The 21,554-nt window shown below is 55.2% G+C and carries 29 protein-coding genes and 1 pseudogene; 25 read left to right on the top strand and 5 right to left on the bottom strand.

What is annotated here, in order from left to right; all coding sequences use genetic code 11:
- Positions 1 to 406: 406 nt before the first annotated feature.
- Positions 407 to 2,176, top strand: coding sequence for a methyl-accepting chemotaxis protein (locus FMM72_RS14755; RefSeq protein ID WP_162221864.1), 1,770 nt, complete (start codon positions 407 to 409; stop codon positions 2,174 to 2,176).
- Positions 2,177 to 2,325: 149 nt separating this feature from the next.
- On the opposite strand, the pseudogene FMM72_RS14750 reads toward FMM72_RS14755, so the two are convergent.
- From FMM72_RS14750 to FMM72_RS14730, 5 genes and pseudogenes are all read right to left on the bottom strand, one after another.
- Positions 2,326 to 2,580: pseudogene (locus FMM72_RS14750) on the bottom strand (DUF4368 domain-containing protein); the annotation flags it as partial.
- Positions 2,581 to 2,677: 97 nt separating this feature from the next.
- Entirely contained in the window at positions 2,678 to 3,361 is a 684-nt protein-coding gene (locus FMM72_RS14745; RefSeq protein WP_162221863.1) for a DUF2461 domain-containing protein, read from the bottom strand.
- Between the two features lie 11 nt (positions 3,362 to 3,372).
- Entirely contained in the window at positions 3,373 to 4,218 is an 846-nt protein-coding gene (locus FMM72_RS14740; RefSeq protein WP_162221862.1) for an RNA polymerase sigma factor, read from the bottom strand.
- 239 nt (positions 4,219 to 4,457) lie between these two features.
- The gene (locus tag FMM72_RS14735) at positions 4,458 to 4,877 is read right to left on the bottom strand and encodes an ImmA/IrrE family metallo-endopeptidase (RefSeq protein ID WP_160210837.1); all 420 of its coding nucleotides are present in this window, start codon (positions 4,875 to 4,877) and stop codon (positions 4,458 to 4,460) included.
- Entirely contained in the window at positions 4,874 to 5,212 is a 339-nt protein-coding gene (locus FMM72_RS14730; protein WP_160210838.1) for a helix-turn-helix domain-containing protein, read from the bottom strand. Before FMM72_RS14730 ends, FMM72_RS14735 begins: the two co-directional genes overlap by 4 nt.
- 296 nt (positions 5,213 to 5,508) lie before the next feature.
- Between FMM72_RS14730 and FMM72_RS14725 the strand changes: the two genes are divergently transcribed.
- The 24 genes from FMM72_RS14725 (at position 5,509) to FMM72_RS14620 (ending at position 21,540) form a co-directional block, all read left to right on the top strand.
- Positions 5,509 to 5,922: a phage tail terminator family protein gene (locus tag FMM72_RS14725; protein ID WP_160210839.1), complete on the top strand. Its 414-nt coding sequence runs from the start codon at positions 5,509 to 5,511 to the stop codon at positions 5,920 to 5,922.
- A gap of 136 nt (positions 5,923 to 6,058) precedes the next feature.
- Complete coding sequence (locus tag FMM72_RS14720) at positions 6,059 to 6,250, top strand: hypothetical protein (protein WP_162221861.1); 192 nt, start codon at positions 6,059 to 6,061, stop codon at positions 6,248 to 6,250.
- A 5-nt stretch (positions 6,251 to 6,255) separates the two neighbouring features.
- Complete coding sequence (locus tag FMM72_RS14715; protein WP_162221860.1) at positions 6,256 to 7,572, top strand: phage tail sheath family protein; 1,317 nt, start codon at positions 6,256 to 6,258, stop codon at positions 7,570 to 7,572.
- A 15-nt stretch (positions 7,573 to 7,587) separates the two neighbouring features.
- A complete protein-coding gene (locus FMM72_RS14710; RefSeq protein WP_160210842.1) occupies positions 7,588 to 8,064 on the top strand; it encodes a phage tail tube protein in 477 nt (158 codons plus the stop codon).
- Positions 8,065 to 8,076: 12 nt separating this feature from the next.
- Positions 8,077 to 8,511, top strand: a complete 435-nt coding sequence (locus tag FMM72_RS14705; protein ID WP_160210843.1) for a phage tail assembly chaperone — start codon at positions 8,077 to 8,079, stop codon at positions 8,509 to 8,511.
- A gap of 26 nt (positions 8,512 to 8,537) precedes the next feature.
- Complete coding sequence (locus FMM72_RS14700; protein WP_243151732.1) at positions 8,538 to 8,690, top strand: hypothetical protein; 153 nt, start codon at positions 8,538 to 8,540, stop codon at positions 8,688 to 8,690.
- A 24-nt stretch (positions 8,691 to 8,714) separates the two neighbouring features.
- Positions 8,715 to 10,853, top strand: a complete 2,139-nt coding sequence (locus FMM72_RS14695) for a tape measure protein (RefSeq protein WP_162221859.1) — start codon at positions 8,715 to 8,717, stop codon at positions 10,851 to 10,853.
- Positions 10,854 to 11,531, top strand: coding sequence for a LysM peptidoglycan-binding domain-containing protein (locus FMM72_RS14690; RefSeq protein WP_162221858.1), 678 nt, complete (start codon positions 10,854 to 10,856; stop codon positions 11,529 to 11,531). It begins immediately after the preceding gene.
- 13 nt (positions 11,532 to 11,544) lie between these two features.
- Positions 11,545 to 12,504, top strand: a complete 960-nt coding sequence (locus tag FMM72_RS14685; RefSeq protein WP_160210846.1) for an XkdQ/YqbQ family protein — start codon at positions 11,545 to 11,547, stop codon at positions 12,502 to 12,504.
- Positions 12,497 to 12,853, top strand: coding sequence for a DUF2577 domain-containing protein (locus tag FMM72_RS14680; RefSeq protein ID WP_162221857.1), 357 nt, complete (start codon positions 12,497 to 12,499; stop codon positions 12,851 to 12,853). The genes FMM72_RS14685 and FMM72_RS14680 overlap by 8 nt, the downstream gene beginning before the upstream one ends.
- 36 nt (positions 12,854 to 12,889) lie before the next feature.
- Positions 12,890 to 13,258 carry a DUF2634 domain-containing protein gene (locus FMM72_RS14675; RefSeq protein WP_243157838.1) on the top strand — a complete coding sequence of 123 codons (369 nt, stop codon included), beginning with the start codon at positions 12,890 to 12,892 and terminating at the stop codon, positions 13,256 to 13,258.
- Complete coding sequence (locus FMM72_RS14670; RefSeq protein WP_162221855.1) at positions 13,259 to 14,323, top strand: baseplate J/gp47 family protein; 1,065 nt, start codon at positions 13,259 to 13,261, stop codon at positions 14,321 to 14,323.
- Positions 14,316 to 14,858, top strand: a complete 543-nt coding sequence (locus FMM72_RS14665; protein ID WP_162221854.1) for a putative phage tail protein — start codon at positions 14,316 to 14,318, stop codon at positions 14,856 to 14,858. Before FMM72_RS14670 ends, FMM72_RS14665 begins: the two co-directional genes overlap by 8 nt.
- Complete coding sequence (locus tag FMM72_RS14660) at positions 14,859 to 16,640, top strand: DUF6273 domain-containing protein (RefSeq protein ID WP_162221853.1); 1,782 nt, start codon at positions 14,859 to 14,861, stop codon at positions 16,638 to 16,640.
- Positions 16,641 to 16,656: 16 nt separating this feature from the next.
- Positions 16,657 to 17,343: a carbohydrate-binding protein gene (locus tag FMM72_RS14655; RefSeq protein ID WP_162221852.1), complete on the top strand. Its 687-nt coding sequence runs from the start codon at positions 16,657 to 16,659 to the stop codon at positions 17,341 to 17,343.
- 63 nt (positions 17,344 to 17,406) lie between these two features.
- Positions 17,407 to 17,826 carry a putative phage tail protein gene (locus FMM72_RS14650; RefSeq protein WP_162221851.1) on the top strand — a complete coding sequence of 140 codons (420 nt, stop codon included), beginning with the start codon at positions 17,407 to 17,409 and terminating at the stop codon, positions 17,824 to 17,826.
- Positions 17,823 to 18,248: a hypothetical protein gene (locus tag FMM72_RS14645; RefSeq protein WP_162221850.1), complete on the top strand. Its 426-nt coding sequence runs from the start codon at positions 17,823 to 17,825 to the stop codon at positions 18,246 to 18,248. The genes FMM72_RS14650 and FMM72_RS14645 overlap by 4 nt, the downstream gene beginning before the upstream one ends.
- Positions 18,249 to 18,263: 15 nt before the next feature.
- The gene (locus FMM72_RS14640) at positions 18,264 to 19,028 is read left to right on the top strand and encodes a hypothetical protein (protein ID WP_162221849.1); all 765 of its coding nucleotides are present in this window, start codon (positions 18,264 to 18,266) and stop codon (positions 19,026 to 19,028) included.
- Positions 19,029 to 19,454: 426 nt separating this feature from the next.
- The gene (locus tag FMM72_RS14635) at positions 19,455 to 19,988 is read left to right on the top strand and encodes a hypothetical protein (protein WP_160211112.1); all 534 of its coding nucleotides are present in this window, start codon (positions 19,455 to 19,457) and stop codon (positions 19,986 to 19,988) included.
- Positions 19,981 to 20,085, top strand: coding sequence for a CD1375 family protein (locus FMM72_RS17430; protein WP_257431548.1), 105 nt, complete (start codon positions 19,981 to 19,983; stop codon positions 20,083 to 20,085). The genes FMM72_RS14635 and FMM72_RS17430 overlap by 8 nt, the downstream gene beginning before the upstream one ends.
- Positions 20,086 to 20,134: 49 nt before the next feature.
- Positions 20,135 to 20,251, top strand: coding sequence for a CD1375 family protein (locus FMM72_RS17425; RefSeq protein ID WP_347561302.1), 117 nt, complete (start codon positions 20,135 to 20,137; stop codon positions 20,249 to 20,251).
- Positions 20,252 to 20,331: 80 nt separating this feature from the next.
- Positions 20,332 to 20,970 (top strand): hypothetical protein, encoded by a 639-nt coding sequence (locus FMM72_RS14630; RefSeq protein ID WP_162221848.1) that lies wholly within the window; start codon positions 20,332 to 20,334, stop codon positions 20,968 to 20,970.
- 14 nt (positions 20,971 to 20,984) lie between these two features.
- Positions 20,985 to 21,416 (top strand): hypothetical protein, encoded by a 432-nt coding sequence (locus FMM72_RS14625; RefSeq protein ID WP_180322939.1) that lies wholly within the window; start codon positions 20,985 to 20,987, stop codon positions 21,414 to 21,416.
- Entirely contained in the window at positions 21,409 to 21,540 is a 132-nt protein-coding gene (locus FMM72_RS14620) for an XkdX family protein (RefSeq protein ID WP_162221847.1), read from the top strand. The genes FMM72_RS14625 and FMM72_RS14620 overlap by 8 nt, the downstream gene beginning before the upstream one ends.
- Positions 21,541 to 21,554: the final 14 nt, after the last annotated feature.

Below are 21,554 nucleotides of genomic sequence, written 5' to 3'. Positions count from 1 at the left end.
ATTTCAATCAAACGGCCCCGCGCCGGGGACGGCGCGGCTGGCGGATTTTTTATAGATTGTGGAACGCAATCTATAAAAAATCTATTTAAAGTTTGTGATTTTTATGGATTTTGTTGGTGCAGTGTTGTATATAAGCCGCTGATTATTTATAATGGAGGGAAAACATGGAAATTATTTAAATCTATAACAAAAACAGGGGGAATGAATACCTACTATTGAAATAGCTCAAAAAAATCAAGAAAGGACTTATGTTCCGGCGGCAAAATGGTTTGGTCTGCCTGGAGAATATGTTGAAAGATGTAGACCTTTGCGCGCAGTACAAACCGGATATGATACAAATAACGCCTTTTTCGGCCCGTGATCGGTACGGCGCCGTTTTGGCCGGATATCTGAAGGAGAAGCAGTCATGAAGAAAGCGATGAAGCAATCTGTCCTGGTAGCAATTTTGAATACAGTCTCCATTCTCCTGCTGGTGGGAGTGGCAGCTTCTGTTTTTTTGTTTGTAAATTTTAATAAGCAGATTGAAAAGGCGAATACTGACCGTTTTAACCTCACTTATAATGCAAACCGATTTATGAACGGCTCGGCCAATCTCACCAATGCTGTGCGCGCCTATGCCGCTACTGCGGATCAGACGTATTATGACGCTTATATGACAGAGGTTAACGAGCTGAAAAATCGGGAAATCGGTGTCGCCAATTTGCGGGAGATTGGCATCACGGAGGACGAGGAGGCGATGATTTCCGAGATGTCCACTCTGTCGAATGATCTGGTGCCGCTGGAGGAAAAGGCGATGGCTGCCGCTGCCGCAGGCCGTATACAGGAAGCGCAGACCTATGTATTCGGCGAAAAATACATGACTGCGATTCAGCAGATCAGCCAGCTCAAGACAAAATTTTTAGAGGTATTGGATATCCGGGCCGCCGGTGAGGTACAAAAGCTGAGCGTAATGTGCATGCTGATCAAATGGATGGTGTACGTCTTTCTGCTGCTGTCGGTCGCTATCCAGGCGGTTCAGGTCTGTATTGTGAAAAGGAAGGTGATTCGTCCTGTGCTCCACATCAGGGATGAAATGCTGGAGCTGTCCAGGGGGAATCTTTCCACAGTGTTCAGGCTGGAAGCGGACAGTTCCGAGATTGGGATGCTGGTGGATGCGATCCATAAAACAAAGAGTGAATTGAAAAAATATATAGATGATATCTCGTTTCATTTGGAGGAGATGTCAAAGGGGAATATGGGTTTAAGTATGGATTGTGATTATATCGGTGATTTTAAGCCGATCCGGCAATCGCTCCAGATTATCCTTGATTCCATGAACAAGACCATCAGGGGTATCGATGATGTAGCGGCGCAGGTATCCGCACATTCTGAACAGGTGTCAGATGGCGCACAGGCATTGGCGCAGGGAGCCACTCAGCAGGCCAGCTCGGTTCAGGAGCTGGCGGCGACGGTTCAGGAATTGACGCACCGGATGGCCGAGATTGCAAAAAATGCGGGACAGGCCCGCGCGCTGACAAGCCAGGCGGCCGATGCCCTTGAGCTTGGCGATGAGAAGATGCGGGAAATGCAGCAGTCCATGCGGGATATCACCGAGGCGTCCGAGGCGATCAGCAATATTATCAAGACGATTGACGATATTGCGTTCCAGACCAATATTCTTGCGCTGAACGCTGCTGTGGAGGCCGCCCGGGCCGGAGCTGCGGGCAAGGGTTTTGCTGTGGTCGCCGACGAGGTGCGCAATCTGGCAAATAAAAGCTCGGAGGCGTCCAAGCAGACAACGCTGCTGATCCAACAGTCCGCCCAGGCGGTGGAACAGGGGGTGGCGCTTGCGGAGGATACGGCGCAGGCATTGAATACAGCTGTAGAACAGGCCCGTAGCTCCACTGGCTATGTCGACTCCATTGCAACGGATTCGGAAGATCAGGCGGGCGCCCTGCATCAGATCAGCATCGGCGTCGACCAGATTTCCGCTGTTATTCAGACAAATTCTGCGACTGCGCAACAGAGTGCTGCCGCCAGCCAGGAGCTGCACACCCGCGCCGGTCAGCTCAAGCAGCAGATTTCTGTTTTTCACCTGCGCGATCAAACGTTCGCGCAGGCGGCATCCGTGCGGTTGACGGCGGCGCGCTGTGCAGGCAGGGAACAGGCGGAGTATACGGATGTATACGGAACATAAAAGTTATAAAGTGAAGGTGGGCCGTCCGGCAAAAAGCCCGCTTTCTTTTATTAAAAAAAGAAGCCGCCGCGGGGCCACTTTCCTATGAAAGTGGCCTCGCGGCGGTTCCCACAAATGAAAATCGTTCAATCAGGACGGCGTGGCGGTTGCTACGCCGTCTTTTTCCTGCGCTTTTGCGTGGACTGATAGCAGGCCGCATATTCCTGTTCCAGCGTTTCCGGCTCCAGCGCTGCCCGCAGGCCGATGGCGTTGTAGTAAATATCCGCCCATTGACGCCGCTTGCCGTCTATCTTGCCGGGCTTGGACATCGCAATTTTGTCAATAAACTTGTGGGTGGTCTCAGGCGTTAACTCCGTCAGCCGTGTTGCCCATATAGCCCGCGCAATGAACCGTTGCAGGCCAGCGGCCTGCCTGTGGCTGCCTCCAAACTGGCTTCCATCTCCGGGATAGCCGCAATAGCCCTTGCAAAGCGTGGGTTAATGCGCCGCAATATCCTGCCGCTTATCTCATTGGCATTTTAAATTCTGAAAGGGCCTTGTTCAAATAGTCGTTGAACGGTTTCATTCGGTGGAAGATATCCACCGCTTTGGGCAGGAACAGACCGCCGTCTGCAAGCTCTTCATCTTGGAGCGGATATTCCAGGTACCAGCTCTTATACTTCAGATATTCGGCCTGGGGATGTTCCTTTTCGTATCCAGCCGGGACATTTTTCAGGGCCGCACCGTTCACGGTAAAATACTCCTTGAAAGACGGGGCGGTGATGATCGTCTCCCACTCGCCGCCATGCTCCGAGATATAATCCCGCACCATCCGGGTGGCATCCTTGAACATATCAGCGAACAGGCCGCCGCCCAGGAAAGATTGGCCGCCCGGCTTGAGCATCAGGTAGTAGCCCACTGGGATGGGCAGTTTTCCCATGGACGAGATGTGCGCCCGGAACGCGGGGGTGTAGGGAGATTTATCATGACTGAATCTGGTGTCCCGAACCAGCTTAAAGGTCAGCTCCTTGGGCGCGTGGCCGAGAATACTGCCGTCAAATTCCCCGATTTGAAGGAGCAGAGCCTGTATCAGCTCCTCAAACTGCGCGTTGGCCTCCTGGTACGCGGCCTTATGTGCGTGATACCATTCCCGGTTATTGTTGGCGCTCAGTTTGGTCAGATAGTCCAAAATTATTTGTGTATTCATCTCTCCGCCCCCTATGCTTGCGCAACCGTGGAAAAGGCCGGACCATTCAGAAAGTCCCGAATCATCTGCTTTAGCCGCTCCGTAGACTGGTACGTCCGGCAGAACGAGAATTGCTGGGAGTAGCCGTCAATCTCCTCCATGGCCGCAGTTACCTCCACGGCGGTATCGCTTGGCTTGGCGGTGGTAAAGTCCAGCCGGTCAGGGGCGATCCGGCGATTTTGTATCGCATAGTTCACCCGGCCGGCGCAATGGCAGGCGCCCTGCCCATACTCACCGCAGTATTCTAAAAGGAACTCAGCCATCTTTTTCCGCACCCTGGAAAGCCGCTGGCGATAGGCTTCCGGGGTGATACCCAGGATGTCCCCGGCAATCCGGCTGTCAACCTGAAACATCGTACCCAGAATGAAGATACACCGGCTCTCCGGGTCCAGACATTGCAGCATGACGTTCGTGCAGGAGAGCTTTAATTCCTCGGCCAGGAGCGCCTTCTCTACATTTTGGGTCAGGTCGGGCACATCCTGCGTTTTTCCGTTTCGGATATCATCCCCGTAAAACTCAAAGCTCAGGGGAAACTGGGCGAACAGATGCTTCTTGTAGTCCTTGAGATGGTTCACCGCAATACGGAATACCCAGGTGGTGAAGGCGCTGTCCCCTTTGAAGGAAGATAGATGGGTCATTACCTTCAGAAGAATGTCCTGGGATGCATCCTCTGCATCGTGGAATGTACCCAGCATACGCAGGGATAGATTGAATACTAAATCCTGCATATCTGCCAGCACTGTTTCCAGTGCAGACTTGTCCCCGGCGATAGCCTGTTCAATCAATGTAAGCAGTTCTTGATTTTCTTTTGTGCTCATTAAAGACACCTCCTAATAAGATTAGACTGGTGTAAGTTGGATTTGTGACAGGGGAATTGGACAATTTCAAACTGCATTCATATCAATCACATTCGGCTGGCTACAAAAAGTGTGGGAGAGGCCACTTCCTTATGTTGCTTCTCCCGCGGACAGTCCCTTTTTTGCCATGCAAAAACTGCATGAACCGCCAATTTTGCCTGCTATCGCGGCGCGCCCACAGCGCATAAAGGTTTGTGCGCTCACAGGCGCGCGGCGTCCTGCTCGTGGTAATAGGCCATCGCGCGGCGCACAAAGTCCTCGGGCAGCGCGGCGTGTTCCGCGATTTCCCAGGGCTGTGTCAGGCCGTCAGCGTAAAGCGCGTACAGCTCGTCGCGCGGGAGCAGCTTTTCGATCGCCCATTTGTTGGCGCGGTGCTCGTGACGTTCCACAAGGTCATAGGGGCTGCAGACGCGGTGCGTCGTCCCGGTTGCAATGTGGCCGTATTCATGCGCGATTACAGCCGCTTCCTCGGCTGCGGATGTGATGTTGTCAAAATCGACGAACAGGGCATAGGCGCCCTTGAGTTCGATGGTCGCGGCTTTTTCGGAACCGAGCGTCCAGGAGAAACAGGACACGCCCGCTTCATGCAGCTCGCGATAGAGGCTGAGGGCTTTGTTCAAGGCGACCCCTTCTCTTTTTCCTGCTGCTGCTTGAAAAATTTTGCCATCTCAAGCAGCTTTTGTTTGTTTTCTTCTGTCAACTGCTTGCCTTCCTCATACATGGCATAGGTAAAATCGTCAAAGGCAAGCTCTTTGGTTTGCGCCGGCGGGTCCGGCTGCAGAAGCGCGTCGACCGACACGCCAAAAAATGCCGCGAGGCGCAGCAGCGTATCATAATCGGCCTGGCGCTTTCCGGTTTCATAGTTGCCGTATGCCTGGCGGGTGATCCCCAGGCAGTTGGCGACGGTCTGCTGCGAGACGCCCTTGGACTCGCGCAGTGCTTTGAGATTTGTCATGGCAGCCACCTCACCTGCATTATAGCAACTATTTGTTGCATATGCAAGTTTGGTAACAAAATGTTTCGTTATTGCTGTTTTTTCTAGTGGTTTTATAGTTTTTAGAAACAAACTGTTGACAAACGGAAAAAATAATGGTACGATTAGGGCAACGAAATGTTTCGAAGTGAAGATGGATGATGCAGGAAGCTATACAGGGAAGAAACAAAATGTAGCGTTAATCACTTCGAAAATATTTTGTAGTTATATGATACAGGATTACATGTCCTATAAAAAGGACAGGAACGGAGGTGCGAATGGGGACAATCGATGAATGGGCAAGGGCAATCCACAGCGTGCTCAAGGAGGCGTTCGATGAGACATGCGCGGTCGGCGATGAAACGGAACAGATGGAACCGCCTTGCCTAGCGGTGATGCTGTCACAGGCCTCGCAGAAACCGGGACCGAACGGCCGCGGTCAGCGCGCGGTTGTATTTGAGGTGCGCGGCCGCTTTACAAGCGCGGTACAGATGCGCGAAGCGGCTGATACGTTGTTCTCGGCTCTTGGCCTGCTGCCTCTGCCGGACGGCACGTGTCTGCGCGGCTGTGGGATGCGGTGCGAGGCGGCGTATGGCCTGCTGCATTTTTTTGTGCGGTATGAAGGATTGGTATCGGCCGGGCGGGAAATTCCTGTGATGGAGGATCTGAAGTGTGTGCAGACGTCTGATTGATTCGGGTGTATGCTTGAAAAACCGGCGCCTGTAAAAAATGCTGAAAGCGTATCGATTCAGGCAGGTTCCGGGATTGTTTTGAGGCGTGTACACGGACAGAGCAGAGCTGATAAGAACGGATGAAAGGGGGATCGGCTTGGGGACGAAAAGAAACAGGGAAGCCTCCGGCGCCGCGGCGACGGGCGAACCGCTGCACAGCAAGGCGCAGCTTGTGACATTCATGCGGTACCGGGGGCGGAGGGATTTGCTGGAGGCGCTGCTGGAGGATGGAAAGGCGTATACGCAAAAACAGGCGGACGCCGCAATTGAAACATTTATGAAAGGGTGATTTGTATGGCGCTTGGAGGCGGCACGTTTACAACCATGAACAAAATTCTGCCGGGAACATACATCAATTTCGTATCGGCGCCGCGGGCGTCGGCCGCGCTGTCAGACCGTGGGATTGCGGCGATGCCGGCGGAGCTTGACTGGGGGCCGGAGGGTGCGGTGTTTGCTGTCCTGCCGGAGGAATTTGAAAAGCGTTCGCTGGAGCTGTTCGGCTACCCATACACGCATGAAAAGCTCAAAGGGCTACGCGATCTGTTCCGGAATATCAGGAAGGGTTATTTTTACCGGCTGAATACCGGTGGGGAACACGCGAAAAACGACTTTGCGACCGCATTGTACGCCGGCGCGCGTGGAAACAGCCTGCGCATTGTGATCGAGGCGGCCGAGGCTTCCACAGAGGAAACGCCGGTTTACGATGTTTCAACCTGGATGGACGATACGCGCGTCGATCTTCAGACGGTGAAAACGGCAACGGAGCTGCGTGACAACGCGTTTGTGCGTTTTCAGGCCGAGGCGGCGCTTGCGGCGACGGCCGGCGCGAATCTGACGGGTGGGACAGACGGAGCGTCCAGCGACGCGGCGTACCAGACATTTCTGGATCAGATTGAGCCGTATACGTTCCACGCGCTCGGATGCCTGTCGGACAAGCCCGCGGTCAAAGCGCTGTTTACAGCGTTTACAAAGCGTATGCGCGACGAATCAGGCGTGAAGTTCCAGACGGTGCTGCACCAGTATGGACAGGCCGATTATGAGGGCGTTATTTCAGTCGAAAACGGACTGACGGGCGCGGCGGACGATACGTCGGCGGTCTGGTGGGTGACGGGCGCGCAGGCGGGCTGTGCGGTCAACAGAAGCCTGACAAACCGCGTCTATGACGGCGAATTCGAGATCGACACGCAGTACACACAGGCGCAGCTTGAGCAAGGCGTTCAATCCGGCGGGTTCCTGCTGCATCGGGCCGGCGACGAGACGCGCGTGCTGACCGATATCAACACGTTCGTTTCAGCAACAGAGGAGCGGTCGTCTGATTTTGGCAGCAATCAGACGATTCGGGTGCTCGACCAGATCGGTAACGATATCGCCGCGCTGTTCAATACGAAATATAACGGCCAGGTGCCGAACGATGCGGCCGGACGCGTTTCGCTGTGGAACGATGTTGTGCGCCACCACCAGCAGTTGCAGACATTGCGCGCCATTCAGGCGTTTGAACCGGACGATGTGACGGTGGAGGCGGGCGATACGAAAAAATCGGTCGTTGTGACGGACCGCGTCACGCCGGTAAACGCGATGGAGCAGCTTTATATGGTTTGTGTTGTTGCTTAAAAAGGAGGATGACAGATGATTGACAGGCCGATTATGCATGCGAAGGATACTGTCAGCGCGGCTTTGGCGGAATGCTATGTCACGATTGACGGTAATAGATACTGCTTTATGCAGGCAATCAACCTGGAGGCAAAGGTTGAGAAGATCAAAAGCGAGGTGCCGATCCTTGGAAAACCCGGCCGCGGCAATAAAGCGGCCGGCTGGAAGGGCACCGGCAGCGCAACGTTCCATTACAATACATCGCTGTTCAGGGAGCTGCTGTACCGCTACAAGCAGACGGGGGCGGATGTCTATTTCGACATCCAGATCACAAACGAGGATGCAACTTCCGCTTCGGGACGGCAGACGGTGATTCTGCGCGACTGCAATGTGGACGGCGGTATCCTGGCCAAGTTCGACGCGGACGCGGAGTATCTTGATGAGGAAATGGATTTCACCTTTGAGGACTTTGAAATCCCGGAGAAATTTACAGTGCTGGAAGGTATGCAGTAAGAGAAAGGACGGATGAAGATGGCGGGAGGACTCAGCGCCTTTTTGGCGCAGAACGCGGTAAAGCCCGAAAATATCAGGTTTGCGGCGTCGCGCCGCTTTGTGGATGAGGACGGAAAGCCCATGCTGTGGGAGCTGCGGCCGCTGATGAGCGAGGAAGACGAGGCGCTGCGCAGGCGTTTTACGCGGATGGTGCAGGTGCCGGGCAAGAGCAGCCAGTTCCGGCAGGAGTTTGATTCAAACGGGTATCTGGCGGCAATGGCTGCGGGATGCACGGTGTTCCCAAATCTCAACGACAAGGGCTTGCAGGACAGCTACGGCGTGATGGGCGCCGAGGCGCTGCTCAAGGCGATGCTGACCTCGGGAGAATCGGCCAACTATTTTCAGAAGGCGCAGGAGGTCTGTGGCTTCACGCCGATTGAGGAGCTGGCCGAACAGGCAAAAAACTGATTGAGGAGGGCGACGGGGAGGCGAATGTGGCGTATTACTGCCTGCATAAGTTTCACTGGCCGCCCTCCCGGTTCCTGGATATGACAGCGCGCGAAAAGGCGTTTGTGATCGCGGCCATCCGCAAAAAGGCGGCGGCTGATAAAAAGGAAGCCGAGAGGCTGAGAAGCAAGAAACGCTGAACACGATTTTTCAGAGGGGAGGGGATGCATACGGCGACGATTGTAACGACAGTACAATTGATTGACGCGATGAGCCCGGCTTTAGGTGTGATACAAAATGCGCAGGCGCTTGTGGCGCAGGGCTTTTTGAAGATCCGCGATGCGGCGGACCGTGCGTTTGACACATCGGCGGCAGCGGCGTTTCAAGCGAAGCTTGACGGCATCGCAGCTTCGCTTGAACGGGTTGCGCAGCAAGCGGATCTGTCCGCCGCCGAATCGTCGTATGAACGTCTGGCCGCGCTGGCCGGCGAGCTTGAAAGACGGCTGAACCGAATCGGCGGTCAATCCGGCGGCTCAGGCGGCGATTCAGACGGCGATTCAGACGGCGGGTCGGGCGGCGATTCAGGCGGCGATTCCGGTGGCGGTTCCGGCGGCGGTTCGGGCGAGGGCGGACAGGACGGCGCGGCAAAGCAATGGGATACTTTAAAAAAAAATGCGGAAAAGATCGGGGGGATTATCAAGAAAACCACGGAGCTTGCCGACCAAACGGCGCGGACGAACGCATATATTGCGCAGATGAACGACGGCTTGCAGACCGCGGATCAGCTTCAAGGGATGCTGTTCACAGCCGCACAGAATTCCGCGACGGCCTATTCGGAGGTGGTAAAGACTGCCGGCGCGCTGAGCGCCTCGGCGGGCGGCGCGTTCTCCTCGAATCAGGAGGCGGTCGTATTTACGGAGCTGATGAACAAGCAGTTTGTCGCAGGCGGCACGGATCAGCAGGATCAGGCGGCGGTCATGGGGAAACTGACGAACGCAATGGGGGCGGGCGTCATCAAAGCGGACATGTTCTCCGAGCTTGAGGCGCGGATTCCTCAAATCGGCACGCTGTTGTCAAACGCGTTTGGAATCGGTCAGGCCGAGCTTGATAAGCTGGTTGCCAGCGGCGGGCTTACGGCGGAGCTGTTTAAAAACGCGATGCTTGCCTCGTCTGACGAGATCAACGCGCAGTTCGGCGGGACGCCGATTACCTGGGCGCGCGTGTGGACGGCGGCGACAGATGAATTGCTGATGGCGCTACAGCCGGTTTTGGGGGCGATTAGCGGGCTTGCGCAGCACGCGGAGATTTTGATTCCGGTGATCTTTGGCGTTGTAGCGGCGTTTCAAGCATACACGATTCTTTCCAGCATTATGGAGGCGAAATCATGGTTGGCAAGCGGAGCGTTCAAAGATTTATTCGCTGCATTGAAATCAAATCCAATCCTGATGATTGCAACTGCTATTGGCATTGTAATCACTCTGATTTACGCGTGGATACAGTCCGTCGGCGGGATACAGGTTGCATGGCTGATGGTAAAAAATGTGCTGTTATCTGTTTGGGGAGTAATTAAAATTGCGTTTTTTACAGGCGTTTTTTGGGTTATGAATTTGATGGACAAGATGGCGCTGAAGTGGTTGACAATGGCTGTGAATCTGCAAAACACAGCGGGCGACATGAAGGCTAATATTCTGATGATTCTGCAAGGGATGATCAACGGCGCGATTGACATTATTAATAAGTTTATCGGAGCGTTAAATAAAATTCCAGGCGTATCAATTGATACAATCCAGCATGTGACGTTTGGCACGGAAGAAATGCTGAAAAACGAAGCAGAGAAGCAGAAACGCAATGAGCTGCTCAATGCAGCGGCAGAGGAAGCTGAAAACCGGAGGGCCGAGCGGGAACGGACGCTGGATAAAATGAAGGCGGAGGAACTGATAAACGCGGCGAAGCGCCAGAGCGAAATTGAAGCGGCGCGCAACCAGGCCAATGCCAACGCACAGGCGAACAGCTATCTGCCGTCGGGCATTGACCTGAAGGGACAGGGCGGTAACGGGGCAAACGGTTCAGGCAATGGGCCTGGTGATTTGGAGGACCCGTACGGAGAGGTGCTTGAAACAATCGCCGATAACACGGCGGCGTCAGCGGATTCATTGGATCTGAACAACGAGGAGCTGGAATGGATGCGCGACCTTGCGGAGCAGGAGGCGATCAACCGTTTTACAACGACGGAAATCCGTGTAGATATGGGCGGCGTAACGCAGAACGTGGCGTCATATCTGGATGCCGAGACGCTGACGCACCGCATGGTAGAGGCCATCAACAGCGGCACGGCAATGGGTGTGGAAGGGGTGTATGCATAAATGCCGTATACATTTTACCTGGATGGCGTACAATTGCCGGTGACGCCCGGCAGGCTGCAAGCGCAGATCGGAAATCAAAACAAGACCTACAGCCTCATCAACGGCGACGAGATCAATGTGCTCAAGACGCCCGGACTGATGGAACTGTCGTTTGATATGCGGCTGCCGCAGACATCCTATCCGTTTGCGCGCGATGATGACGCGGCGTCGTACATCGACCGGCTTGAGACGCTCAAGGAAAGAAGAAAGCCGTTTCGGCTGATCATTACACGTACATTGCCGGGCGGACGGATGCTGTTCGATACAAATATCCGGGTTTCGTTGGAGGACTACACGCTCAAGGAGGACGCGGGCGAGGGGTTTGACGTGATAGCTGGCTTAAAGCTGAAGGAATACCGGCCGTATGGAACCAAGACCATCCCGGTGCCGGACGATTTGCTGACCCCGCCGGACAGCGGCGCGCCCCGGCCGGGCGACAATCCGCCATCGGCGGGGACGCACACGGTGGTTGCAGGCGACTGCCTGTGGAACATCGCGCAGCGGTATCTTGGGGACGGCAGCCGCTATCCGGAGGTATATCGCCTCAATCAATCCGTTATAGATAAGGGCAACGAGGGTACGGGCAACCCGAAATATACGATTTATCCGGGACAGGTCCTCAAGCTGCCCGCGGCTTAAAGGGGGCGGCGCTATGGATGTAAAGCTGTTGATTCGCAACGGCGGCCTTTACTATGAGCCGGCGGTCGAAGGGGCGGTTTCACTCAATCTGGAACGGCGCGGCGCGCCCGGAAAGCTTACGTTTACTGCCATCGACGACAGCGCGCTTAAAGTGGAGGAGGGCAACCGCGTACAACTGACCGTCGATGGGACGGAGGTTTTTTCCGGTTTTTTGTTCTCACGGCAGTACGATCAGGACGGCCAGGTCAAAATGACGGCGTATGATCAGCTGCGCTACCTGAAAAACAAGGACATTTATATTTATGAAAACCTGACGGCAACACAGGTCGTGGAGATGATCGCAGACGACTATATGCTTCAAAAAGGGGTGCTGGAGGACACAAAGTGGGTGATCGGCAACCGTGTGGAGGACAACCGGTCGCTGTTTGACATCATCCTGTCGGCGCTCGATCTGACGCTCCAGAACACGGGACGGCTGTTTGTCCTCTATGATGAATGCGGCAAGCTGACGCTGCGCGACATCGAAAACATGAAGCTTGACTTGCTCGTCGACGCGCAGACGGCGTCCGGTTACAATTACACGGCCAGCATCGATTCTGATACATACAATCAGATCAGTCTGGTCTATGACAATCAGGACGCCGGCCGGCGCGAGGTCACCGGCGCGCGTGACGCCGGAAACATTGAACGGTGGGGCGTGCTGCAATACTTTGAGAAGGTTCAGAAGGATGAGAACGCCGAGGCAAAAGCGGCGGCGCTGCTCCAGCTTTATAACCGCACGGCCCGCAGCCTGACGGTCAAGGGGGCGCTTGGCGACGTGCGTGTGCGCGGCGGTTCGTCTGTGGTCGTGCGCATGAAGCTGGGGGATGTCACGGTGAGCAATTATATGGTGGTTGAAAAGGTCAGCCACAAATTTGACACGCAGTTTCATACGATGGATTTGACGCTTAGGGGAGGGGAGATCAATGTATAACGAAACGGACCTCGCCGCCGCTCTGCGCCGGCTGGCGATCGGTGCGGTGGAAGGACAGAAGCCCAGTTCGCTGTGCTATGGCACAGTGCTGGGCGTCGCTCCCTTGCAGGTGCAGGTAGATGAAAAGCTCGTGCTCGGTCCTGCGCAGCTTGCGCTTTCTTCACTCGTAAGCAATTTTTCAGTTGAGATGCAGGTGCGGCACGAGACAGAGGAAGCGGAAGGGCACAGGCACGCGTATGAGGGGAAAAAAACGTTTGAAGTGCTGATGGGGCTTGCGCCCGGTGAAAGGGTTGCCTTGCTGCGCGTGCAGGGCGGGCAGCAGTATTACATACTGGATCGTGTGAGGTGATGGGGAATGCTGCCGGCAACAGGCGGATTTGAAAACTTGAGGACAGGAACGCGGCGGGCAAGCCGGACCTGGAAGCTGAATACCAGCGTGGGGACGATTGCCGGGACGACGGACGAAAAAGACGCGATGATGCAGGCGATTTACCTGATCCTGTCGACCGAGCGGTATCAATACCTGATCTACGGGTGGGATTACGGGATTGAAACAGGCGATTTGATCGGCCGGCCGCCCGATTATGTACAGTCGGAATTAAAGCGGCGTATCCGGGAGGCGCTTATGTGGGACGACCGGGTCACGGCGGTGGACGGCTTTTCGTTTACAGTTTCACGCAATCAGGTGAGCTGTACCTTTACAGTATCGACGGTCTTCGGCGATGTAAAGGCGGACAAGGAGGTGGCGGTTTGAATGTTTGAGGAACAGACGTATGAAGCGATTCTGCGGCGCATGATGGCCGTGGCTGTCGAAGGACGGCCGGAGGTGGATACGCGCACGGCGTCGATTTTGTTCAGCGCCCTGGCGCCGGCGGCCGTTGAGCTGACAAATCTGTATATCATGGCGGACAGCGTGCTCGACGAGGCGTTCGCGGACACACAGTCGCGCGATTTTCTGATTCGGCGGTGCGCCGAGCGCGGGATGCATCCGTATCCGGCGACCGCGGCGGTGTGGCGCGGACAGTTCAATAAGACGCCGCCGGTGGGCACGCGCTTTTCCCTGGAGGGTCTGAACTATGTCCTGACGGAAAGCATCTCGGAGACAGACGCGCGGCTGGAATGCGAGACGCCGGGCGAAACCGGCAACACGCTTTCGGGGCGGCTGATACCGATTGAATACGTCGCAGGCCTGACGAAAGCGCAGCTTGTGGAGCTTTTGATCCCCGGCGAGGATGAGGAGGACACGGAGCATCTGCGCAAGCGATACCTTACGTCATTCCGGTCGCAGGCGTTCGGGGGAAACGTACAGGACTATCTGGATAAGGTGGGCGCGATTGCCGGCGTGGGCGGCTGCAAGGTGTATCCCGTTTGGAACGGCGGCGGCAGCGTGCGCGTTGTGGTCATCGACAGCACCTTTGCGCCGCCCAAACAGACGCTGATCGATGCGGTACAGGAGGCGCTTGACCCAAAGGGTTCGTCCGGGCAGGGGCACGGCATCGCGCCGATTGGGCACACAGTGACGGTGGACGGCGTAACGGCGGCGCGCATCGATGTGAAAATCAGCCTGACCTTGCAGGAGGGCTGGGTGTTTGAGGATGTCAGGCCGTATGCGGAGCAGGCAATTGACGCGTATTTCCAGGAGCTTGCAAAGCAGTGGGCTGGTTCGGACGCGCTGGTTGTGCGTGTGTCGCAGATTGAAACGCGCCTGTTGGAATTGGACGGCGTGATCGATGTGGGCGATACGGCGCTTGACGGCGTACAGGGAAATAAAACGCTTGGGGCGGATGAGATACCGGTGCGGGGTGATGTGGTTGGATAGGAAACTGATCGATTATCTTCCACCGGTACTACAGCAAACGCGCGAGATGCAGGCGGTCATGGAGGGCGAACAGCCCGCAGTGGCTGGGTTGTGGGACGCGTGGAAAACGGTGCTGGACGCGCTGTTTGTCCGGTATGCAAACGAACAGGGGCTTGCACGGTGGGAGAGGATGCTTGGAATCCGGCCGCGCGGGACTGACAGCGTGGAAGCGCGGCGGGCGGCGGTTCTGGCCCGGCTCAATGAACAGCTCCCGTTTACCGAGCGGACGCTGCGCCTGATGCTGGACGGCGTCTGCGGGCCGGATGGATACACGCTAGTCGTAATTACATCAGTCTTTACGGTCAACGTCAAAGTGGCGCTCACAGTAAAAAAGCAGGCGGAAATTATCAGTGAAATGCTTGAGCGCGTCCTGCCGTGCAATATGGCGTTTACGGTCGAAATTATCTATAACACATGGGTAAAAGTAAAGCCGTTTACTTGGGGCGCACTCAATGCGTTTACGTGGAGAGAAATCAAAGAGGAGGTGCTTCCCTGAATGGCTTCTTATACAGAAAAATACAAGCTGAAAAAGCCGGCGCCTGAGGACTTTGCAGACATTGCAGACATCAACGAAAATATGGACCTGCTTGAGGGCGCGCTTCTTAAAAAAGCTGATCTTGACGAGGCTGGAAAAATCCCCCTGGAACAGCTTCCCGAGTCCGGCTCTGACCTGGAGCTCGGCGAAACAAGCGATACCGCTTATCGGGGCGACCACGGCAAAACCGCCTATGAGCATAGCCAGGCGAACGGGAATCCGCATGGCGCGGCTGCCCGGGATATTGGCTACACCGACACTGAAAAGCTCGGCGCTACCAATGTTCAGGACGCAATCGACGTTACTGCGAGAATGGCGAAGACCGCCCAGCGTACCGCTGACGACGCTTTGCAGGCCGTCACCGATATGCTCTTTACCATCAACTCAGTTCCGACGCAAAGCGGCAGCTTAACCTATACAGGCGCGTCGCTGTCTCCGGCCTGGAACAGCTACGACCCGAACGCCCTGGCCATCGGCGGCACGACTACTGCTGTAAACGCAGGCGCCTATACCGCAACCTTTACGCCCAAAGCAAACTACAAGTGGAGCGACGGCACGACCACGGCTAAGAGCGTGACATGGAGCATTGGCCGGGCGAGTATTGCCGTGCCAACGCAAAGCGGCAGCCTGACCTATTCCGGCTCGGCGCAGTCCCCGTCGTGGAACGGCTACGACGCAAATAAAATGACCATCGGCAGTACGATCTCCGGAACAAATGCCGGAAGTTATACCGCAGCTTTTACGCCCAAAGCAAATTACAGATGGAGCGACGGCACAGTCACGGCTAAGAGCGTGACATGGAGTATTGCCAAAGCCGCAGGCAGTCTGTCCCTGAATAAAACAAGTCTGTCGCTCGGCTCCGGAAATCTCACCGGTACCATTGTCGTTACCCGCGCCGGCAACGGCGCTGTTACCGCGACTTCCGGCAATACAAGCATTGCCGTTTGCAGCGTGAACGGTACTACAATCACCGTCACCGCGAAGGCGACCGGCAGCGCCACAATTACGGTTAAGGTTGCGGCGGGCACAAACCACAACGCCCCTGCCAATAAGACCTGTGCTGTGACGGTGCAGATGTATAACCCTACGCTTGCGGCGAACAGTTGGGCGCAGATTGCCGAGGCGTCCGCGGCAGGCAAGGCGTCTTCCATCTGGAAGGTCGGCGATACAAAGGACATTGTCGTGGGCGGCGAGACGCTGACGCTCGCTATTATGGGCTTTAATCACGACGACTTACAGTCTGGCGGCAAGGCGGGTATCACCTTCGGTCTGAAAAACCTGATGAAGACGACCCGCCAGATGAATGGTTCTGATTCGGGCCGCAACAGTTTTATCAGTTCAACTATGTACTCGTGGCTGCAAAGTACTCTGTTAAACAGCCTGCCCTCTGACCTGCAGGCCGTTATTAAGATGGTCAACAAGAAGACATCGGCCGGTAAGGTGAGTACCGTTATTAACACAAATGCAATGAAGCTGTTCCTCTTCTCTGTGTGGGAAATCTTCGGCGCAAAAGGCTATTCAGCTGGAAATGAGGGCGCGCAGTACAGCTACTTTGCAACCGCCGCGAATAGGGCCAAAAGACTTGCCAACGGTACAGGGTCTGGCAATACCTGGTGGACGCGTTCTCCTGACGTGTATAACGGAAACGGTTTCTGCTATGCGAACCGCGATGGTAGCACCCCACCCCCCCACGAGATGGTCATCGGGGACACGCGTGGCGTTTGCTTCGGCTTCTGCGTTTAAAACGGAGGAATGCGCAATGTACCTAATCATTAACTCTAATAATCTGATTGCGGAAATCTGCAAGCACCCGAGCTATGTGCGCCAGCAGGACAACGGCGTCGTTATCCTGAGCGACGAGAAAGATGCAGACGCAATCTATTCCAACGATTCCGATACCTTCTGGCCCACCGCGCCTTTTGGGTATGCCAACGAGAGCCATACGCTCGTTGAGGTGGACGCTGTTCCGCCTGAGGTCAAAGCCGGTTATTATTTCTATCACGCCGGAGAGTTCTACACGACCGAGCAAAACCGCGCCGCGCTGGCAAGGGCCAAAGCGTCGGAAGTGGCGAGCCTTATGTTCGTCCGCATGGCGGAGAACGGCGCGTTTGACGATACCACGATCGCCGAACATGCTGAACAATTTTCTATGTGGGCCTGCTCTATAGCCTACGCTGAGGGCGCTATCTGCCAATATAACGGCAGGCTCTACCGATGCTTGCAGGCGCACACCTCTCAGGAAACCTGGACGCCCGAGGCCGCGCCGAGCCAGTGGAAAGAGATTGGCGACCCGACCGGCGAATGGCCGGAGTGGAGTCAGCCTGTAGGCGCTATCGATACCTACCCGCTCGGCGCGAAGGTATCGTACAATGGGAAACACTGGGTCAGTACGGCTGGCAACAATGTGTGGGAACCGAACGTATATGGCTGGGAGGAAGCTGTATAACAGAAGGAGGGAACGCACATATGGCGGATGAAAAATGCATCGTAGATCCGCAGCGGGACTGCCTTGGCCTGCATAAGGCGAATTTCCTTCGAGCAGGGGCTTGCGCGGTGGGAGAGGATGCTCGGTATCCGGCCGCGTGGGACCGACAGCGTGGAAGCGCGGCGGGCGGCGGTTCTGGCCCGGCTCAACGAACAGCTCCCGTTTACCGAGCGGACGCTGCGCCTGATGCTGGACGGCGTCTGCGGGCCGGATGGATACACGCTGGAAGTCATTTATAGGGAGTATCGCGTGTTTGTACGCGTATATCTGTGGGAAAAACGGGCGATGGACGAGGCGGCGGCGCTGCTTAGCCGTGTTGTCCCGGCGAACATGGTCATTGACCTGGAGCTGCGGTACAACACGCACAGGATGCTCCGGCCGCGGCTGCACAGGATGCTGCGCGGGACGACGCACCGCGCGCTGCGTGAGGAGGTGCTTGCTTGAGAGAAAGCAAATGGTATGGGCTTCGAATTCCGGAACAGGATGACGAATGCAATGTGGACGACTTTGGAGCGGCGTTCGACAAAACAGACGATGCGCTGCACCGGCTGTCCGCGGCGCTGGAGACAGAAGGCGAGCTGGTGCGCATTGATCACGGGCTTGGGACGTATCCGCAGGTGACGCTCGGCGCGCTGCAATACGGGCTTGGCGTGGCAGGGCTTGACGAAGGCCCGCTGGGCGGCACGGACACCGCGCAGTATCCGGCGCGGGCGGTTTATCACAGCAGCCAGTCGCTGACCGTCATGACGACAAAAAGCATTGCGCGGCTCGGCACAAACCCGACGCTGCACAAAATGAACGACCGGGAATACACGGTGACATGGCCCGACAACCAGACGGACAGCCTGTATATCCGGCTGATATAGGGAGGGATTGACTTTATGAGCTTTGAGACTTTTACCAAGGGGATGCAGGACGCAAACGAGATGCTCAACCGCAATTTTGCCGCTACAGAGACGCAATTGTCTAATAAGGCGGCGCTTGGGGAGTTTAAAACATTGCAGTCCGACTATTACGCCGGGACTGTGATAACGGAATTCTCATCGCCCCGGCAGCTCCCGCACGCGGGGCTTTACCATATCGCCGCCATGACGGCGGAAGTAAACGCCCATTTGGACGACGCGGCGTATTCCATGACGGATTATAACGCCGGGGATTTTTACGCCCAGCTTCTTACAAGTTTCGGCATAGAGCACGGCGGCTGCGCGTTTGGGACACTGATTGTCACATCACCGCGCCTAGCAAAAAAGGTATGGGTCGCCCGCATTTGGGAGTATGAAATAAAAGAATGGGTGCTGCTGGCCCACGCATCAGCGCCGCAAAGGTTTGACCTTACGCTGCACAATGAGCTGTTGGGGCGTGCTAAATACTCAAAAGATCAATTCGGGATGGTCTGGCTTGATTTTAATATCTACAAGAGCGAAACCGAAGACCACATCAGCCACAATATCCTTGTTGGCTATCTGCCGGAAGGTTTCCGCCCGAAAGATAACACGCTTATTCCGGTTTGGGCTGGCAAGGGCGAAGGCGACAACACAAAAATGATGGGAAACCTGATTCTTTATCCCAGCGGCGAAATCTGGTTCTATGTGGGATATGGTATCGAAGTCCGCAGCTTTGCGGCGCAATGTGGATTTTACATCTGATTATGCAGATACGTAAGGCTAAAGCAATATTATACAGTGAAAATACTTGTAATAAGCACGATTGACTCTGCAGTCGTATCACGTGGTGCGTGCATTGATACTTCACCGTTCTGTTTAATAAGTATGCAGCCTAATATACTGGCGGTATTGTTCGCAGCTCTCAACCCCACCACTATCCAAGCTCCCGCATTATTCCCGGGGCGGTATCCTTCCGGCAGACAGCCAAATACATAGTCGTCGCCGGCCGTAAAAGGGGCTCCGGCATCTCTTGCAATATCGCCTCTAAGTATAACTTCTCCGAATTGATTTTTTGAGTATGTCAGACTACCAAAAAATCCACTCTGGAACGGAAAAGAGTAAAAAGGCCGGCTCCCGATCTCCGCCTTATTAGACCAAGGCGAACATTTATGAGAAAGGAATGACAGCATGGATTACAAACATTGCTGCGTCATTGACGCACAAAACAGATACAAAACCCTTGTGCTGGTAGTTAATGAATCGGATGAAACCGGAGAGATACAGGAAAGGGTTCAGTACTACACGCTTTTGGAAGGAGAACGCCTGATAGATACAGCGCCGCCTGTGATGCGCCCCCATGCCGGTGCGGATGGATTTATCAAACCGGCTTGGGAAGGCTCAGAGTGGATAGAATCCGCCACAAGCGAGGAAATCGAGGCATGGGAAGCGGAGCACCCCGCCCCGCCTCCTGGGCCGCCTTCCGAAAGTGAACGCATCGCATCTCTGGAGACGCAGATGACAGACACACAGATGGCGCTCGTTGAGGCATACGAGGCGGCGGACGATCAGGCAACGACGATCATGCTGGCGCAGGCCGAAGCGTATGAGACAGCGGACAGGCAGAACACGGACGCCCTGCTCGCGCTGGCCGAAGTGTACGAATCCATGCTTGCGCTGCAAGCGCGTGTGACGGCACTGGAGGGAGGTGAAGTAAATGGCTAAAGTATACGCGGAGCTGATTCGCAAGGGCTTAAAGGCAATCGGGGACGTACCCAATGCCTTACAGGCCGAGGTGAGAGAGCTGCTCGAAAATGAGTAGTTTTTTTCTCGTTCTCGCAAAAATATTCTGCCGGAAGGAGGTATGCATAATGGCAGTTGTTTACGCGACGCTGATCGTGAAAGGTAAGAAGACGCTGGACGATGTCCCGGCGCTGCTCAAGGAGCAGGTACAGGATATCCTCGTCGATCTCGATGTCTCCCTGTAAGAAAAAAGGAGGCGGGCAGGTTCCCGCCTCCTATACAGCCGCCTTAGTCTAATAAGGCGGCGCTTGGGGAGTTTAAAACATTGCAGTCCGACTATTACGCCGGGACTGTGATAACGGAATTCTCATCGCCCCGACAGCTCCCGCACGCGGGGCTTTACCATATCGCCGCCATGACGGCGGAAGTAAACGCCCATTTGGACGACGCGGCGTATTCCATGACGGATTATAACGCCGGGGATTTTTACGCCCAGCTTCTTACAAGTTTCGGCATAGAGCACGGCGGCTGCGCGTTTGGGACACTGATTGTCACATCACCGCGCCTAGCAAAAAAGGTATGGGTCGCCCGCATTTGGGAGTATGAAATAAAAGAATGGGTGCTGCTGGCCCACGCATCAGCGCCGCAAAAATTTGAACTTCCATTGGCGGAGGGATGGACTAAATATCAGCAGCCATATTACCAACGTAACGCATTCGGGGAAGTAACCATATGGGGGTCGGTAAAAAAAAATTCCGCGATCGAAAGAAGCGACGTAATTGCCACGCTCCCCAGGGGGTTTTGGCCGCCGGCTCCATTTGAAACGCCAGCAATGAAATTTGTGGACGGCGCGCCGGTCGCAGTCATGATATTTGTACATGGCAACGGACAAATATCAACTAGCGCTACGACATCGACAGGCGGTGCGGCTCTGTCATTTGTAATCACATATGCCGGACAATGAAAGGGGTCGATCATATGAATTATAGACACTGTTGTGTCGTTGATGCGCAGAATGCATACAAGATGTTTGTGCTGGTGCTCAATGAACCAGATGAAACCGGCCAATTACAAGAGAAAGCCCAGTACTACACGCTTTCGGAAGGGGAGCGCCTGATAGATACAGCGCCGCCCGTGATGCGCCCCCATGCTGGCGCGGATGGATTTATCAAGCCGGTGTGGGAAGGCTCGGAATGGATGGAATCCGCTACGGATGAAGAAATTACGGTGTGGGAGACGGAGTATCCGGCCCCGCCGTCTCCGGCACTGAGCCGGGAAGAACAGGGACTTGCCGATATGGCGTTGAAACTGGCGCAGCAGGAGGCTGCTATAAAACAATTGCAGCAATCCAATTCCATGTTGATGATGCAGCTTTTGCAAGTGCAGGAAGGGGTGAAGCGGCATGTTTGATTGGTATGACCAGATCAAGATGTATTATGATCTTGGGATTTACGGCGCGGATCAGGTGCAGGTATTTGTTGCCGCAGGCTGGATCAGCCGGGAGCAGGGGGCAAAAATTACAGGGCAAGGATGAGATGCGCTTGTATG

It is taken from the genome of Anaerotruncus colihominis, from assembly GCF_010206195.1.
Taxonomy (GTDB): domain Bacteria; phylum Bacillota; class Clostridia; order Oscillospirales; family Ruminococcaceae; genus Anaerotruncus; species Anaerotruncus colihominis_A.
Note: the sequence above shows the minus strand (reverse complement) of the source record. Positions and strands in the feature narration are given on the sequence as shown.

Excerpts from the sequence above, each read along its gene's own strand:
- FMM72_RS17425 (WP_347561302.1), top strand. The coding sequence starts at position 20,135 with ATGGCAGTTGTTTACGCGACGCTGATCGTGAAAGGTAAGAAGACGCTG.
- FMM72_RS14710 (WP_160210842.1), top strand. The coding sequence starts at position 7,588 with ATGATTGACAGGCCGATTATGCATGCGAAGGATACTGTCAGCGCGGCT.
- FMM72_RS14725 (WP_160210839.1), top strand. The coding sequence starts at position 5,509 with ATGGGGACAATCGATGAATGGGCAAGGGCAATCCACAGCGTGCTCAAG.
- FMM72_RS14740 (WP_162221862.1), bottom strand. The coding sequence starts at position 4,218 with ATGAGCACAAAAGAAAATCAAGAACTGCTTACATTGATTGAACAGGCT.
- FMM72_RS14660 (WP_162221853.1), top strand. The coding sequence starts at position 14,859 with ATGGCTTCTTATACAGAAAAATACAAGCTGAAAAAGCCGGCGCCTGAG.
- FMM72_RS14745 (WP_162221863.1), bottom strand. The coding sequence starts at position 3,361 with ATGAATACACAAATAATTTTGGACTATCTGACCAAACTGAGCGCCAAC.
- FMM72_RS14715 (WP_162221860.1), top strand. The coding sequence starts at position 6,256 with ATGGCGCTTGGAGGCGGCACGTTTACAACCATGAACAAAATTCTGCCG.
- FMM72_RS14690 (WP_162221858.1), top strand. The coding sequence starts at position 10,854 with ATGCCGTATACATTTTACCTGGATGGCGTACAATTGCCGGTGACGCCC.
- FMM72_RS14755 (WP_162221864.1), top strand. The coding sequence starts at position 407 with ATGAAGAAAGCGATGAAGCAATCTGTCCTGGTAGCAATTTTGAATACA.
- FMM72_RS14680 (WP_162221857.1), top strand. The coding sequence starts at position 12,497 with ATGTATAACGAAACGGACCTCGCCGCCGCTCTGCGCCGGCTGGCGATC.
- FMM72_RS14685 (WP_160210846.1), top strand. The coding sequence starts at position 11,545 with ATGGATGTAAAGCTGTTGATTCGCAACGGCGGCCTTTACTATGAGCCG.
- FMM72_RS14655 (WP_162221852.1), top strand. The coding sequence starts at position 16,657 with ATGTACCTAATCATTAACTCTAATAATCTGATTGCGGAAATCTGCAAG.
- FMM72_RS14620 (WP_162221847.1), top strand. The coding sequence starts at position 21,409 with ATGTTTGATTGGTATGACCAGATCAAGATGTATTATGATCTTGGGATT.
- FMM72_RS14625 (WP_180322939.1), top strand. The coding sequence starts at position 20,985 with ATGAATTATAGACACTGTTGTGTCGTTGATGCGCAGAATGCATACAAG.
- FMM72_RS14705 (WP_160210843.1), top strand. The coding sequence starts at position 8,077 with ATGAAGATGGCGGGAGGACTCAGCGCCTTTTTGGCGCAGAACGCGGTA.
- FMM72_RS17430 (WP_257431548.1), top strand. The coding sequence starts at position 19,981 with ATGGCTAAAGTATACGCGGAGCTGATTCGCAAGGGCTTAAAGGCAATC.
- FMM72_RS14695 (WP_162221859.1), top strand. The coding sequence starts at position 8,715 with ATGCATACGGCGACGATTGTAACGACAGTACAATTGATTGACGCGATG.
- FMM72_RS14670 (WP_162221855.1), top strand. The coding sequence starts at position 13,259 with ATGTTTGAGGAACAGACGTATGAAGCGATTCTGCGGCGCATGATGGCC.
- FMM72_RS14730 (WP_160210838.1), bottom strand. The coding sequence starts at position 5,212 with ATGACAAATCTCAAAGCACTGCGCGAGTCCAAGGGCGTCTCGCAGCAG.
- FMM72_RS14640 (WP_162221849.1), top strand. The coding sequence starts at position 18,264 with ATGAGCTTTGAGACTTTTACCAAGGGGATGCAGGACGCAAACGAGATG.
- FMM72_RS14635 (WP_160211112.1), top strand. The coding sequence starts at position 19,455 with ATGGATTACAAACATTGCTGCGTCATTGACGCACAAAACAGATACAAA.